This window comes from Microcoleus sp. B9-D4, from assembly GCF_036705105.1.
In the GTDB taxonomy this organism is placed as follows: Bacteria; Cyanobacteriota; Cyanobacteriia; order Cyanobacteriales; family Microcoleaceae; genus Microcoleus.
This window is the reverse complement of record NZ_JAUBTS010000096.1, coordinates 1-17203: the sequence shown is the minus strand read 5'-3', so window position 1 is coordinate 17203 and position 17203 is coordinate 1. Positions and strand designations below refer to the sequence as shown.

The 17203-nt window shown below is 45.4% G+C and carries 8 protein-coding genes; 4 read left to right on the top strand and 4 right to left on the bottom strand.

Features of this window, described 5'->3' with window-relative positions:
* The first annotated feature begins 508 nt into the window (after window positions 1–508).
* Together QUB24_RS31190 and QUB24_RS31185 are read left to right on the top strand one after the other, a co-directional pair.
* A complete protein-coding gene (locus QUB24_RS31190) occupies window positions 509–790 on the top strand; it encodes a peptidoglycan-binding domain-containing protein (RefSeq protein ID WP_333157428.1) in 282 nt (93 codons plus the stop codon).
* 221 nt (window positions 791–1011) lie between these two features.
* Complete coding sequence (locus QUB24_RS31185; RefSeq protein WP_333157427.1) at window positions 1012–1284, top strand: peptidoglycan-binding domain-containing protein; 273 nt, start codon at window positions 1012–1014, stop codon at window positions 1282–1284.
* 48 nt (window positions 1285–1332) lie between these two features.
* Here QUB24_RS31185 and QUB24_RS31180 read toward each other — a convergent pair whose 3' ends face one another.
* Entirely contained in the window at window positions 1333–4728 is a 3396-nt protein-coding gene (locus QUB24_RS31180; protein WP_333157426.1) for an ATP-binding protein, read from the bottom strand.
* A gap of 814 nt (window positions 4729–5542) precedes the next feature.
* Here QUB24_RS31180 and QUB24_RS31175 point away from each other — a divergent pair.
* Window positions 5543–5842 (top strand): DUF7734 family protein, encoded by a 300-nt coding sequence (locus QUB24_RS31175; protein ID WP_333106596.1) that lies wholly within the window; start codon window positions 5543–5545, stop codon window positions 5840–5842.
* Window positions 5843–5933: 91 nt separating this feature from the next.
* Here QUB24_RS31175 and atpC read toward each other — a convergent pair whose 3' ends face one another.
* From atpC to QUB24_RS31160, 3 genes are all read right to left on the bottom strand, one after another.
* Window positions 5934–6341 carry an ATP synthase F1 subunit epsilon gene (gene atpC / locus QUB24_RS31170; RefSeq protein WP_006635885.1) on the bottom strand — a complete coding sequence of 136 codons (408 nt, stop codon included), beginning with the start codon at window positions 6339–6341 and terminating at the stop codon, window positions 5934–5936.
* 183 nt (window positions 6342–6524) lie between these two features.
* A complete protein-coding gene (gene atpD, locus QUB24_RS31165) occupies window positions 6525–7982 on the bottom strand; it encodes a F0F1 ATP synthase subunit beta (protein WP_333143861.1) in 1458 nt (485 codons plus the stop codon).
* A 138-nt stretch (window positions 7983–8120) separates the two neighbouring features.
* Complete coding sequence (locus QUB24_RS31160; protein WP_333157425.1) at window positions 8121–8918, bottom strand: PEP-CTERM sorting domain-containing protein; 798 nt, start codon at window positions 8916–8918, stop codon at window positions 8121–8123.
* Window positions 8919–9827: 909 nt separating this feature from the next.
* Here QUB24_RS31160 and QUB24_RS31155 point away from each other — a divergent pair.
* The coding region (locus QUB24_RS31155) for a two-partner secretion domain-containing protein (protein WP_333157424.1) at window positions 9828–17203 on the top strand (7376 nt) is incomplete at its 3' end.

The following is a 17203-nucleotide window of genomic DNA, read 5'->3' as shown; positions in this document are numbered from 1 at the left end:
ATCGCTTTAAATTTAGTTCCCGTACCCGCTCTTAACATTTCTTTACTTACTTTGGTTTTTTTATGCCGACCTACTTACCGTGACACGATTGATTGGCCCGCCAACCTACGTCAATCAGCCTATCCATCCCGGCACTAACAGCCGTACAGGTAAGTAGGTAGACGAGATTAAACCGCATAATGTAACACTATGTAAACAGGTTTAAATCAGCCAGTAGAGAGCGTTTGGAGACTTTGCCCTCGTTTACATAGGGGCGTTTTTTCGCGCCGCCGTACTTATAGGGCTGGTGGCAAAGATGCTAAAAGTTGATAAAAAATGGAAATTCGCTGCCGTTTGCCTTTGACAATTACTTTGTACACAACGGATTTCATAGCGGCGTGTCACTCATCTGAGCTACCCCAGATAAGCGTCACTATAAAAAGCGACTGTTAAAGCACTTCCCCCCACAGCTACAACTGGGGAATAGCAAGTTCAAACGACTTGCAAACCACTAATCCCCAATCAAACCATGCAAACCACAAATTCAGTTTACGCTCAATTGCCTCTTTGCTCTTCACTACCCACACTGAAACGAAATAATAGCACCACTGCCAATCAAAACGTGCGCTATCTCCAACAATCCTTAGTTAAAAACGGATATCCCGTCGCAACTGATGGATTCTTCGGCCCAAAAACCGAACAAGCAGTCATCAAATTTCAAAAGGACAATAAGATTGCTGTTGATGGCATTGTCGGCCCTCAAACTTGGAGTCTATTAGGGGCTTGTTATACAGGTGAACCCGGATGTTAAATCCAAGTTAACTAATCCTAGGCGCACGGGTAGCAAGAAACTGGTTTTTTTCACAGAAATACTTCCTTTCCGCCCCCAGAAACGCTAAAAAACCTGGTGGTTGAGCGAAGCCGAAACCTTGTTTATGCCCGTCACAAGTGCATCCAGGACTATTAATTAACATCTTTTCCGCACTTCTCTGCTTTTAAACAACTTGCAAACAACCAATGGAGAATCAAACCATGCAAACCACAAACGCAATTCGCACTGAATTACCTTCCTGCCGTTATTTTCCCCTACTCAAACGCAACGATGGCGTCACCCAAAATGAGGACGTTCGCTACCTTCAGCGACTCTTGAACACCAAGGGATTTTCTTTAAATACTGATGGAGGATTCGGCCCGAAAACCGAACAAGCAGTCATCTCTTTTCAAAAGCAACAACAAATCGTTGCTGATGGCATTGTCGGCCCTAAAACTTGGAATAAATTGGGAGTTTGTACAAATATATTTTAAAGTTTGTGCAACTATCTGTTAATGAGAGTAGGGCGTGCAGTGTGCGCCCTATTTTTCCGTCGAAGTTTCCACGCCCGACCACCCCTCCGGGGCTCCGTACATTCGATACTTGCGAGAGCGTTTGAAATACAGCATTGCTACGCGATCGTCAGGATTGATTTGTAAAATATTCTGAAATACTTTTTGGGCGGCAACAAATTTTTGCTCGTAGTAAAAATTGAGGGCTTCTTGAAAAACCTCCGCAGTTTGCTGCTTAAGTACAATGCTTTCCTCTGTTTCTGTATCGTAAATTTCAAACACTGACACAGCAATTGTCTTTCCTTTCACCGTTACTCGATCGACAAATCTGTACTTATATTTTTCTGGATCGTCGAGGCGATCGATAATTGCACCGCTAACTAGAATGCCCGATCCGTAAACCTTAGTCAATCCTTCCAAACGAGACGCGAGATTCACCGCATCAGCAATCACCGTACTTTCCATCCGTTCTCGTTCGCCAATGGTACCCAACATCAAATTGCCCGCGTGCAAACCAACGCCGATCGCGATCGGAAACAATCCATTTTTTTCTCGCTGCTGGTTATAGAGATTTACTTCTTTCTGCATATCAATTGCTGCTCGCACACCATCAGATGGAGAGGTAGGAAACAGTGCCATGACTGCATCCCCAATGTATTTGTCAATAAACCCGTTGTTTTTCCTAATTGCAGGGCTAACCCTTCCCAAGTAAGTATTAATAAATGCAAAATTTTCATCCGGTGTCATATTTTCGGAAAGCGCAGTAAACGAGCGAATATCAGCAAACAGCACTGTCATATCTCTTTCCTGATGTTCGCCTAATTTTACTTCAATAATACTCGGCTTTTCCAGCAAGTTTAGAAAATCGTGCGGCACAAACCTGCCGTAGGCTGCATTCAGTTTTGCTAGGCGAATTTGCGTGTTAATTCTAGCCAACAATTCCTTTTTGATAAAAGGTTTAGTTACATAATCATTTGCTTCTAAGTTAAAAGCTTCTACCAAGTCGGTAGTTAGATTTTTGGCCGTCAGCATCAGAATCGGCATTTCTAAAGGCGAGTATTTTTTGCGGACTTCTCGACATACTTCATAACCCGTCATCTGCGGCATCATTACATCGAGTAAAATTAAGTCCGGCTTAAATCCTGATTCAATCAGATTTACAGCTTCTAAGCCGTTGCTCGCTTGAGTAATCTCGTAGTTTTCTACAGAAAGACTGTTGATGATGACATGAATATTAATCGGCTCATCATCAACTACCAAAATTTTTAATTTTTCACTTTCTAGAAAGTCGCTATTGTCTGATGCCTGAGAATTTATTATAGATGATTGGCGGGCTAATTCAGGAGTGATTAAAATGCGAGAGCCCTCGGTTAAATGCGGCTGTGTGCTGCTAAATTCCGGCTGACTCTCAGATACGGGCAAAATAAAGGTGAATTGGGAACCGACGCCTACAGTTGAAGATACCGAAATTTGACCTCCGTGCAATTCCACTAATTGCTTGGCAACAGTTAACCCTAAACCCGTGCCGCCATATTCTCTAGCAGTGGAACCGTCAGCTTGTTCAAAGGATTCAAAAATTCGCTCTAATTTATCTTCGGGGATGCCAATACCGGTGTCAGATACACTAATGGCTAATTGGGAATTAGGCAGTGATTGTGCGTTGCCCGTTACCAATTCTGCTGAAATTTCAACTCGGCCGCTTTCGGTAAATTTAATCGCATTGCCGATTAAGTTGTAAAGTATTTGCTGCAAGCGATTCTCGTCGGCTGCTATTGGCGGCAATTCAGGAGCGACTGAGTTAATCAACTGCAAGTTTTTTTTGCCTACTAATGGCTGAGACAAAGTGAGAATTACAGAGACTATTTCTCGAATACCGACGGACTTAATTTGCAGTTCTATCTTTTTGTGTTTTAGCTGAGAAAAGTCCAGAATATCGTTAATTAAAGAAGACAATCTTTTCCCCGAGGATGTAATCAAAGCTAAGTTGAAATTGGTTGATTCTGGCAGTTGTCCGGTAGCACCGTCTATTAAAGATTCTGCAATCCCAATAATGCCGTTGAGGGGAGTGCGGAGTTCGTGGGAAGTATTGGCTAAAAATTCGTCTTTCAGTTTGTCGAGTCGCTGCAATTCGGTATTTTTAGTTTCTAAGGCAGTAAAAGATGCTTGCAGTTGTGCTGCCATGCTGTTAAAAGCAGCGGCAAGTACGCCCAACTCGTCGGAGCGATCGAGCTTTACAGTTTTGTCAAATTGTCCTTCAGATAAAGCTATTGCTGCATTTTTTAATTTTATAAGAGGTTTGATAATCCAGCGAGAAGTGAGAAGTCCTAACACAGTTGCCATGCCCAAAGCTGCCAAGCATAGCAAAACAGTAGTTCGGTTGCCGGCATGAATTTGTTCCATAAAGTCGGCTTCGGGAACGACGACGACAATCAGCAAATCTAAACCCTTGCCGTCTTGGAATGGCAGGACTTTTAAAAATTTCTGCTGACCGTTTATCTCAACATTTATTTGCTGCGTTTTTGTAATTTGGTGCAAGTTTTGAAAGTAAGTTTCTAAATATTTAGCTGTAGTTTGCGTTACTGCATCGCTGCTTTCTGTAACTTTAAACAGTTCTTTTTTACCGTTTTGGCTGCGGAAAGGTTTTTCGGGTGTGGAAGTTGCCAGCAGCGTGCCGTTTCTTTCGATAATAAAAGTTTGACCAGATTTGCCTATTTTGAGGCTGTTTAAAAAGTGACCGATACTGTCGAGACGCAAAGCAGCAATTAATACTCCTTCTAGCTGTTTCTGGCTGTTGTAAACTGGTTGCAGCGCGCTGAGGATCAAGGTGGGTTCTAGGAAGGATATATAAACTGAACTCCAAGTTGGTTTGGCTTCTAGAGCCGCATAGGCGTAGGAAGGGTGCTGCCGGATGTCGAAGTTTTTAACGGAGGCGGCTACTGTGGTGCGATCGCCCGTCTCATTAGTATTGTAAGAATAAAAATCAAAATTTGTAGATGGGCCTGATGCGTTAATCAATAAAGTGCCGTTAGACATCTTTTCGCCAGTGCGATATTCTCCATCTTGATTAGCGATCGACGTAAAATTGATATAAGGATACAATTGTACTTGTCGCCACAGATACTTTTCCCAAGCTGACAAGTCTTTCATATTCACAAAACCCAGTTTCACCGCATCCAGCTTGCTTTGATTGATTTGGTGCGGAGTTTGCAGATAAGTTCTCAAATTTTGCTCGATGCGATTGCTCACCTCGCCCATCAACTGATCCGCAAGGTCATTCACTGCTCTTTGAGAGTTCCTAAATGATAAGTATCCTACAATACCGACCGCTGCAAATACTTGCAAGACAAACGGAACTATGAGTACGGTTTGCAGCGTTGCTTTTCTTGAAAGTTTTGCCACTAAGTGCTTGAGAGAAAGAGTGGACATAACATTAATTTAGGTTGAAAAACCCAGTTAAAACTTGGAGCGAATGCTTAGCGCTGGTAAGTATTATAAACCATTTTGTACTTAAACACAACTTACACAAGGAAGACGTGATCTCGGTTCTACAATCTTTCATCTTATACCAAATTATTAAAAGTCAAAGCGAACCGTAGAGACACGGCATTTCCGTGTGCTACTCCCCGCGCCGGACAAGGCATTGCCCTGTCCCTACCGATGTTCACATACAATATATCTGTATCACTACTTTTCATCCAAAGCTTCTATCCCCTACTATCCTTGTGGCACTCCAGACGTTCCATTCTTTAGAGAGCGCTGAGAGTAAATTGCTGCTAACTTATCTTGAGGCTTTCTTTCGCCAATCTTATTGAATAATTTTTGCGCTTCAGTAAAATTTTGCTCAAAATAAAGCTCCAGACCTTTTTGAAATTCTGCAGCAGTTGCCTGTTTTAGTTGAATGCTTTGTTCTGTTTCTGCATCATACAGCCAATTCCAGGTTTATGAATTATACCGCGCTCTCACGGGGTTTATTTACAGTTCTCGCATCTTAACTGATTCTGTTGCTCGAAACCCGGTTTATCCGTACTAAATATACATAAAATATGCTGTAAAATATTGAACAAGTAGGTTTTGCCGACGGAAAATATTGCAGATTTTTTTGACAAAAGTTATATTATGTGCGCTTACTTCCGGCTGTAAAAAACGGTTGAATTAAGAATAAAATATTGGCTCGCTGTCCATGAAATTAGCCACAAAATTAAGCTATATTATAGCTGATTTCAGGAAAGTGAGATTTGCTATGGCTGACTCTATTGCTCGTCGCTTGGAACAATACACGGTAAAACGATCGCACGAAGTTTTAATCGTCAAAGCCGAAATTGACGGCGAATTCGATGAAATTGCTATTTTTAAAGGCTTTTCTAGCTCCCTGACGCGATCGACCGCGAGCGATCCAGAGGTTCCTGTTTTGCCGGAGGAAGCAAAAATTGTCAGTGTCGATCGCGTGGAGAGCCCCTACAATCCAAATAACCCCCGCTATCTTCAGCAGGGGTTATCTTGGGAAACAATGCAATCTCTATTGTCCGAGGCGGGAGTTTAGCAAAACATTAGGGACACAACGCGAGAAAAACAGTAGGGACACAACAATGTTGTGTCCCTACTACAAAAGCACTATGCCCTTACCCTTAGAGCTAGAGCGTGCCGCCGGCAGCTTGGAAACGAGCTCTCGCGCGTTTGATTGCTTGCTTGGCTTGAATTTGCTCTTGCAAAGTGCCGCTAGTAGCCTTTTCCAAACGAGCTTCTGCTTCGGTGTAAGCAGTACGAGCAGCTTCTTTATCAATGGTTTCGCCTTTTTCAGCGCCGTTGACAAGAATAGTAACTTTGTTTTCTTGGATTTCTGCAAAGCCACCCATCAGAGCAATAGACACCCATTCCTTGCCGGGACGGACGCGCATCACTCCGGTATCCAAAGCTGTCAACATGGGAGCGTGACCGCTCAAGATACCCAGTTGGCCTGTGGTGCTCGGCAGAATTACTTCTTCAGCATTAGAATCCCAAACTGTTTTGTCTGGGGCCACTACGCGCACAGTTAATGTCATAAATTGTCAGTTGTCGGTTGTCAGTTGTCAGTTGTCAGTTGTCAGTTGTCAGTTGTCAGTTATCAGTTGTCAGTTGTCAGTTGTCAGTTGTCAGTTGTTACCAATAACTAATAACTAATAACAAATAACTAATAACTACTGACTCATGACTCCTGACTACTGACTACTGACTCATGACTAAAATTACTTGGCGTCAGCTTTCATTTTTTCAGCTTTGGCGATCGCCTCGTTGATATCGCCCACCAAATAGAAAGCTTGTTCCGGTAATTCATCAAGTTCGCCAGCCAAAATCATCTGGAAGCCCTTAATGGTATCTGCCAGCTTGACGTACTTGCCGGGGGAACCGGTGAACACTTCAGCCACAAAGAACGGTTGAGACAAGAAGCGTTCAATTTTGCGAGCGCGAGAAACCGTCAAGCGGTCATCTTCCGACAGCTCGTCCAAGCCCAAAATTGCAATAATGTCTTGCAATTCCTTATAGCGTTGCAGAGTAGACTGCACCTGACGAGCAACACCATAGTGCTCTTCGCCGACAACGCTAACTTGCAACATCGTAGACGTAGAATCCAGTGGGTCAACCGCAGGATAAATCCCCTTCGCAGCCAAACCGCGAGACAACACAGTTGTAGCGTCCAAGTGAGCAAAAGTCGTAGCCGGTGCGGGGTCAGTCAAGTCATCCGCAGGTACGTACACAGCTTGAACCGAAGTAATCGAACCTTCGGTAGTCGAAGTAATCCGTTCTTGCAAGTCGCCCATGTCTGTACCGAGAGTCGGCTGATATCCCACAGCCGAAGGCATCCGACCCAACAGAGCCGATACCTCAGAGCCCGCTTGCACAAACCGGAAGATATTGTCAATGAACAGCAGCACGTCTTGCTTGCTGACATCACGGAAGTATTCGGCCATCGCCAGAGCCGACAGGCCCACGCGCATCCGAGCACCAGGCGGTTCGTTCATTTGACCGTAAACCAGAGCAATTTTTGATTTGCTGCGGTCTTCTTCGTTAATAACCCCCGACTCGATCATTTCTTTGTAGAGGTCATTACCTTCGCGGGTGCGCTCGCCCACACCACCGAACACGGACACGCCGCCGTGAGCCTTGGCGATGTTGTTCACGAGTTCCATCATAATCACGGTTTTGCCGACGCCTGCGCCGCCGAACAAACCGATTTTGCCGCCGCGACGGTAGGGGGCGAGCAGGTCAATCACCTTGATCCCAGTTTCAAACACCGAAGGCTTGGTTTCCAGTTCGGTGAAAGCCGGCGGGTTGCGGTGGATGGGCATACTTTCGGAAGTATTGACCGGGCCGAGGTTGTCTACGGGTTGGCCGATGACGTTAAAAATCCGGCCGAGAGTTGGGATGCCGACGGGAACTTGGATCGATTCGCCGGTATCTACTACTTCCATGCCACGCACCAAGCCGTCGGTGGTACTCATGGAAACGGCGCGCACTTGGCTGTCTCCGAGCAATTGTTGAACTTCGCAGGTAACAGCAATGTCTTGACCTGCTTCGTTTTTGCCGGAAATCGTGAGAGCGTTATAGATTTGGGGCAGTTTGCCGCCTGGGAATTTTACGTCTACAACCGGCCCAATGATTTGGGTGATGTAGCCTACGTTCGTTTTTGTTGCGGTGGATACCATGAATAGTGCCTTTGTTAGGATGCTATTTTTCCCGTTATGGAAAAAGTCTTAACATTTAGAAATGCTATTCCTCAGATTACCACTGAACAGACGCACTATTTAGATTTGTATGGGGCTGGTTAAGAGTCATTTTTATGGTTACTGCCCTCGCTTTTTTTTCCTGCGAGCTGCTGCCAAAGCCCCGATCCCCAGGATAGTCCCGAATAGTGTGACTGGTTCGGGGACTGGTTCGGGGACTAACTCAGCCGACACGGTGAAGTCTTGGAAGTCTTGGTCGTTTCCTCCGGCATCGTCGAAGGAGATTTGTATGCCCTGAGCCAGTTGGCCTATTGTGACGGATGAAAATTGCTCTGGGCCTTTACCGCCGTTGATGTTGGTAAATGAGCCGTTGGAGTTGTAGTCGAGCATAAAGTTACCAAACACGGCTTGCTGACATCCCGCCACCAGACATTCCTCTCTTCGGAACTGGCTGCCGGCGGCCCACCATTGGGGGCTGTTCATGAAGGTACTCGACGAGACGTATTGCTCGAAAGGTCTGCCGCTACCCGTGTCACTCCACAGCAGCAGGGCATAAATTTGATCCTTCAAAAATTTGACGGTTTGGGTGATGGAGCCGTTTTCGGAGGTGACTGCGTTGCCGAAGGTTCCCTGCCAGTCAGCGGCGCTGCCGTTATCTGAGGGTTGAGTCTCGTAAAACAGTCTGGCGATGTTGCTGTAGCCAGTGTTTCCTGAGTCAGCTTGGGCTACCCACAAGCTCGACTGGTAACCGCCGTGAGATTCCTCGAAGGTAAAGTTTATATTGGTATCTCGCTCGAACTGGATGCCGTCCGTGCCAAACATGAAAGCTTGGACGGGCGTGCAGATGCTGAGCAACATTGTGGTTGCCAAGCTGGCGACTGTAAAAGATGTTTTTTTGACTAGCGTTAAGGTAGTCATAACCCTGATTCCTCCTGTATTGTTAGGTAGTAAGGCCGAAAATGCCCTAAATGCCATGTTGCCGTGACGCGAATAGACGATCGCGAGCCTGCGATATTTAGGACGATCGTCAAACCTAAAGAAGAGGCTCCACACCAGTGAATATACAGACAGATCTCACTTAAGGGTGTTTTGGAGTAAATGAGTGCTTCTTCTAAGAGTTTTCACTGACACCAGATTGACACAGTTTAATCTGTAACAGCAAGATTTTCATCCTGCCTAGACTTCCAACCTACTATATTTACTTCGTTTTAGTAACTGTCTAAAGTTGAGTGCAAGACTTGCAAATATTGGCTTTCATCAAAAATACATAAAATTTTTACTCTAGCTTTATGAAGTTTTGGTAAAGTTCATCCATAAAATATAAAGTTTTTGAGAGAAAGTCGGCTGTTCGGTTCGTTGCTCCTGAAAGCGGGCTGCAAGCTGCTCGGCCGATGGAGAAAGAAGCGGGGACGACCGCGAGTAGGGATTTGAGCGAGTTTTTTGCCACTCTAAGCAAGCTGTATAACAGGCGATCGGTACTTACGTACTTTTGACTAAAATTCAGAGTTTTTTAAACCCTTAAACCTCGCGTTCGTTGCCCTATTTTCACCAACAGTCCCGGACGCTTTAACCCGGTTTTTTAAGGTAATTGGGTCAGGGAAGCAGTGCAAGTCAAAAAAAGAATCCAAGTTTCATTTCCGGCGCCTGATTCCTAGTAAAAAAAACTGCTTTTACGTAAATCATAGTAATTAAAAACATACATTTCCTTTTTTAGTCCTAATTACTCGATCACCCAAAATAGGCGGCTCCTATTGACATGAGGAATTTTTAGGAGTAAAAAGAGGAGAAATAAATACGATCGCACTTTAAGCACAATCTTTAAACACAATGACACCCAACAAACTACATTTGCTCGGATGGTTATTCATTGTTAGCTGGCTGAGTGCAGCGGCGGGTTCGGCCAACGCGCAACCCATCGCCCCCGCAGCGGACGGCACTAACACAGTTGTTACTCCCAGCGGCAACCGCTATGACATTTCCGGGGGGTCTTTCAGCGGAGATGGGGCTAATCTTTTTCACAGTTTTACTCAGTTTGGCCTCAGCGAGGCTCAAACGGCTAACTTTCTGACTAATCCCAATATTCAAAATATTTTGGGAAGGATTACTGGGGGTAATCCTTCTTTAATAAATGGCTTAATTCAAGTTACGGGCGGGAATTCCAATTTATTTTTGATGAATCCTGCTGGCATAATTTTCGGGCCGAATGCCAGTCTCAACGTGCCGGGATCTTTTAATGCTACTACGGCGACAGGGATTGGTTTTGGTAATAATCAGTGGTTTAGTGCGATCGGCAATAACAATTGGGCAACATTAATCGGGGTACCGAATAGTTTTGCGTTTACCAATTTGCAAGGGGGAAGCATAATTAATGCAGGCAATCTGACGGTGACACCCGGCCAAAGTTTAAGTTTGATCGGCGGTACGGTTGTCAATACGGGTCAGGTAACTGCGCCTAGCGGCAATATTCTGATCAGCGCCGTACCGGGTAACAATTTGGTGCGGATTAGTCAAGCTGGAAATTTATTGAGTTTGGATATTCAGCCGACAGCAAATCAAAGTTCGCTGCCAAACAATTGGACGCAACCAGTGTTATCTTTGCCGGAGTTACTGACTGGAAAAGGTGTGGCACAGGCGACGGGTTTGACGGTAAATCCCAATGGTGAAGTTGTGTTGACGGGGAATGTTGCTGTGCCGGTAACGGCGGGAACTGCGATCGCATCCGGCAGTCTCAATGTCTCTGGCAACACTGGCGGTACTGTAAATATTTTAGGCGACAAAGTAGGAGTTATTGCAGGCAATATCGATGCTTCTGGGATTAACGGTGGCGGTACTGTACTGATTGGCGGAGATTATCAGGGTTTGGGGACTGTGCCCAATGCTTCGCGGACTTTTGTTAGCAGCGATTCCACAATTAATGCTGATGCTGTTAGTAATGGGAATGGCGGGCGAGTCATAGTTTGGGCGGATGAAACTACTCGCTTTAATGGCAATATTACTGCCAGAGGTGGCTTGTTTTCTGGGAATGGCGGCTTTGTGGAAGTGTCGGGAAAGCAATCGCTGGATTTTCAAGGATTAGTTGATTTGCGATCGACCTTTGGGATTGCTGGAACTTTATTGTTAGATCCTACTGATATTACTATTAGTACAGGTGCAGACACTGTAGGCGACAGTTTCTCAGCGGGAGCCTTTACGCCCTCTGGCGGTACTTCTACAATTAATAATACGACGCTGGAAACACAGCTTGCTTCGGCAAATGTGACTATTTCCACTGCGTCGGCTTCTCCGAATCAAGGTAATATTACTGTCAGTGCTCCGATCGCTTGGAATAATAATAATTCCCTGACTCTGAAAGCGAATAATAATATTAATATTAATAATACCAATATCACTACTCAGGGAGGCAATATTACTCTGAATGCTGATAGTGATAATCTCAACGGTGGTGCTGTCAGTATCGTGGGTTCGACGATCGATACTAATGGTGGTAATTTCCTGAGTAATGGTCAGGGGAATTTGGGGTTGGGGCCGGGAATCGAGTTCAAGAACAGCACACTTAATGCCGGGGGTGGAAACATTGACCTCAATGGTATTGGAGGAAAGGCGACAGCAAACAATCATGGTGTTTTGCTTTCGGGTGCTAGCACACTACAAACTATTGGCAGCGGGAATATTACTCTCAATGGTACGAGCGGAGCCAGCGCATTCACCCCCAATGAAGGTATTGTTGTTACAGGTAAATCTCAGGTGACTTCAACCGATGGAAATATCACCCTGACGGGGAAGGGTAACGGAACTGGAAGCGACAACAACGGGATTAACATTAATACCACCAGCACAGTGGAATCGATCGGAACAGGAAGTATTACTTTCAACGGTACTGGGGGGAACGGGACATTTAATAATCGAGGGATATCTATTGACAGCAGTACAGTAAGGGCTGGGGGAAATATAAACCTGACTGGTAAGGGTGGTGGAACTTTAACCAACAACACTGGCGTTAGAATATTCAACTCTACAGTGGACTCAACGGTGGGGAATGGGACTGTCACAATTACCGGGACGGGAGGAAATGGGACGGATGGCAATCAAGGGATAACTATTGATAATCCCAGCACGGTAAAATCGCAGGATGGAGATATCACCCTGACTGGAACAGGGCAGGGGATCGCGGGCAACAACAGGGGCATTGTGGTGGAAGGGCTGGTGGAATCCCTAGGCACCGGGAATATTACTGTGACGGGTGTTGGTGGCAATGGGACTGATAACAATCACGGGATACAACTTGTGGGTGTGGGCGGCAGAGTGAAAGCTTCCTCTGGAAATGTCAGTCTGACTGGTACTGGTGGTGGGACAGGAATCAACAACTATGGCGTTTTTCTGGATGGTGGTTCTGCACTAGAAGCGACGGCGGGAAATGTTGCTTTGACTGGTACGGGGGCGAACAGTGCCGATGCAATTGTCATTAACAATAGCTCCATTAACCCGACTGCGGGCAGCGGGAAGAATGTAACTTTGACTGGCGATGAAATTCAACTGTTAGGTTTTCCTACTGAAGTCAAGGGGACGAAAACTATTACTTTGCAGCCGCTGACGCCGGATAAAGCTATTACGATCGGCGGCGGTACAGATCAAGTCGATCGCTTGAATCTGGATCAAGCGGAACTTAACAAGTTAAAAGGGTTTTCCCAAATGGTGATTGGGCGCACGGATGGGACGGGGGATCTCGCAATTGACCCCGCTGGTGTTACTTTTAATTTCCCCGTCACAATGCAAGCTGGCACAATTGCAGTCGATGGAAACATTACAGGTGCAAACAACGCTTCAATTACTTTTAATGCTCCAACGACTAACTTAAATGCAAATATTGTCACCAACGAACAGAATATTACCTTTGGTGAGCAAGTCTCTCTCGGTACGGGTTCTAATGTCATTCTCGATACTGGGTTAACGAATGCAGGCGACATTACTTTTGGGGGAACGGTTGAGGGCGATGGCAACCTAGTTTTGACTACGGGAACAGGCGTTATTAATGTCAACGGGCCTATTGGAAATCCAGTACCTTTACGTTCCCTGACAACAATCAATTCTTTCGATGTTAAGAGTCCGATCGATTTTTCGCTTGAAACTACAGGCGATATTACCGTTGGTAGTATGAGAAATCCCGGACGGGCGATCGCCCTTACCAGCACTAAGGGCAATATTGATACGACAGCAGGGGCAATTGATACCACATCCACTACCGGAAATGGTGGCCCGATCGCACTCAGTGCTAACAATAGGATTGACGCTAGCAATCTTAACTCTAGTTCCACTGCTGGTGCTGGCGGAAAAATCGATCTCACTAGCACAACTGGCGATATTCTTGCAGCCCCAGGAGTAGTTTGGAATTCTCGTTCTACTTCTGGTAGCGCCGGAGATATTGCGATCGCAACTCCCAATCAAGTTGGGATACAAGGCATTGATGCTAATGGATTGCCCGGTACTGGAAATATTACCATTAGCGGCAATGAGATTGGCTTTTTGGGAGGCCCAGATTCCGTGAAGAGTAAAGGTACTTTGTCAATTCAGCCTTTGCCAACTTTCGGAATCCGCTTCCAGGCTGAACCTGTTGACGATGATCCACAGGCGATCGATTTAGGAACGCCCTTTTTATCGGCATTGGCTAATGGATTTAGTGAAATTGTTTTGGGAACTAATAGTACCACAGGCAATATCACTGTAGACAACTTGCCAATAGTTTTTAAAGATCCTGTGACTTTCAATACTCAAGGCACTATTTCTGTAAATCCCGATAGCTCGATTTTGGGAACTGATAATGCTTCAATTACTCTCAATGCTACAACTAATAACCTGAACGGCAATCTTACCACCCAATCTCAAGATATCACAATTAACGGCAATACCTTAGTTGGAGATAGCGTCTTAGTCAGCAATGGCATTTCAGCAGGTGGCAATATTCTATTTAACAATAATATTGATGGCAGTGGCAATCTCACTTTAGAAACAGGTACTGGAAAAATTGAGGTTAAAGGTTTAATCGGCGATGCGACAGTATTAGGAAATCTCACCGTCAACAGTGCTGGTTCAACTACATTTAATGCTGTCAACGCTACCAGTTTCACCACCAATGCTGGCGGTACAACCGAACTTAAGGGCGATGTCACTACAACTGGCACTCAAACTTATGGAGATGCTGTTACAATTGCCAACAATCCAATTCTCGAAGGCCGCGAAATTACTTTCAATAATACTGTTGACGGCAGCAGCGAGTTGACGGCGAATGCGGTTAGCGGTAATGTTACCTTCAATGGTGCAGTTGGAAATCCCACAAATGCGATCGGCAATTTAACAACTAACTCTACAGGCACAACCGCATTTAATCAAACAGTCAATGCCGCGAGTTTGACTACAGATGCTGGCGGCATAACTCAAGTGAAGGGAAATGTTACTACAACTGGCAGTCAAACTTATGGAGATGCAGTTACAATTGCCAACAATCCCATTCTCGCAGGCAGCGAAATTACTTTCAATAATACTGTTGACGGCACCAGCGATTTGACTGTGAATGGGGGTACGGGTAATGTTACCTTCAATGGTGCAGTTGGTGATGCAAGTGCGATCGGCAATTTAACAGCTAACTCTACAGGCACAACCGCATTTAATCAAACAGTCAATGCCGCGAGTTTGACTACAGATGCTGGCGGCACCACTCAACTGAAGGGAAATGTTACTACAACTGGCGCTCAAACTTATGGAGATGCAGTTACAATTTCCAAGAATCCGATTCTTTCAGGTGACAGCATTACTTTCAATAATACTGTTGATGGTACCAGCGATTTGACGGTGAAGACGGCTAGCGGTAATCTTATCTTCAAAAGTGCGATCGGCAAAACAACTCCTCTCACAAGTTTAACTGCCAACAGCAAAATATCTTTAGGCGGCAATGTCACTACAACAGGCACTCAAACTTATGCAGATGCTGTGACTGTTGCCCCAAAATCGGTGTTTTCAGGCAGCGACATTACTTTCAACAAGACAATTGACGTGGCTGGCAATCTCGGTATTGCTGCGGACAATGTTAATCTCAAAGGAACTGTAACAACCACCAATGACGGCACGCTCACAATTACCAATAAGGTGAATCTCAATATTGAGAAAAACCTGAACTTAGACGGTGCATTTATTCAAAATGGCGGGGGAAATGTCGCGGTTGGCGGAAATATCGCCACAACTAATGATAACATTAGTTTTAGCAATCCAGTGACATTAAAAGCTCCTGTAACTTTTACTCTGGGAGATGCAAGTATTGCTTTCGGTTCTACTTTATCTGCGGGTAGTAATCCGCTGAATTTAACAGCAGGTGAAATAGATTTTTCTGGGAATGTTTCTGGTACTGGTGCGTTAACGCTGCAACCCGCAACAGCCGGACAAAATATTGCTGTTGGCGGAAGTGATAACAATACTAGCGCTTTAGATTTGACTGCATCGGAACTTAATTTGATTCAAAATGGATTTAGCTCGATCGCGATCGGGCGATCCGATAGCAGTGCCAATGTTAGTATTTCCAATAATATCACATTTGTAGACCCAGTAAATATTAAAACTGGCACTGGTACGATCGCACTTGATGGCACTATTACCGGAAATGACAACAGCAGCATTGCTCTCAAGGCTTCCACTATTAATTTGAATTCTGGCATCAATACCAATAAAAACCCGATCGCTCTCAACGGCACTGTCACACTCGGCAACGATATTAATCTCAGTACCAGCGGCGGAGATATTAAGATAACTGGTGCCATAGACGGTAATCATTTGTTGAACTTAGATGCCGCGACAGGCAATGTGTTGGTGCAAGGAAATATCGGAGAAACAACGCCATTATCTGTTGTGAATGTTACAGCCTCAAATGCAGAATTTAGGGGAAACGTTAACAGCAATTCTGGTTTTAATGTTACAGGCTTAAATACTAAATTAGGCGGGAATATTACGACTAATAATGGCAACATCAATATTAGCAATGCTTTAGTTTTGACAAAGGATGCGGTATTTAGTACCGCCGGGGGAAATATTGCTTTGGGTGCGATCGACAGTGACAGCATTAATGCCCGCAACTTAACTCTAGCCTCCGGTAGCGGCAGCATCACTTTCAACGGTTCAGTGGGGGCCACCAGCAAGTTAGGAAATCTTGCGATCGAAAATGCTGGCAATGTGACAGGAAACTCGACAATTAACGCGCAACAATTGACAGCACTAAACACGGAAAAAGTCAATTTATCGGGAGATGTCAGCGCCGGCAAAGTCGATATTACTGCCAAGGGCGATATAAGCGTTAAAAATATTACTGCTAATGGCGGAGAAATTTTATTTACAAGCGGTAACAATTTTACCGCAGGCAATTTGAATACATCGGGAAACAGTGGCGGTAACATAACTGTTAAGGCGATAACTTCAATTACCACCGGACAAATTAACTCTAGCGCTATAGTCGGAAAGGGCGGCAATGTGTTCTTAGATCCGATCGGCGATATTCAAGTAGAGTTTATCAATGCCCAAGGCGGTACAGGCGGCACCGGCGGGGATGTCACCGCAATAACAGGCAATTTTTTCCGCGCTACGGGTACTTTTTCCACCCAACTTTCGCCGACGGGATTTGCTAGCATTTCTACTGCTGGCGGCACAGGTGGCGGAAATATCGCAATTACACACGCTGGGGGAGATGGAGGGACGCCGATTCAACCGTTTGTGGTGGGGGATGCTGCTAGCAACGGTACGGCGGGTGCAATTACAACGGGACAATCTACCATTACATCGCAGTCGTTTCCGCGTTCTAGTAGTGTTGGTAATATTGTATTTTCCACTGATGACGCGATCGACCCGCCACCAACGCCAACTCCCACTCCGGTAGTAACTCCAACTCCCACTCCGAGTGAAACTCCCACTCCGGTAGTAACTCCAACTCCCACTCCGAGTGAAACTCCCACTCCGGTAGTAACTCCCACTCCCACTCCGAGTGAAACTCCCACTCCGGTAGTAACTCCCACTCCCACTCCGAGTGAAACTCCCACTCCGGTAGTAACTCCCACTCCCACTCCGAGTGAAACTCCCACTCCGGTAGTAACTCCCACTCCCACTCCGAGTGAAACTCCCACTCCGGTAGTAACTCCCACTCCCACTCCGAGTGAAACTCCCACTCCGGTAGT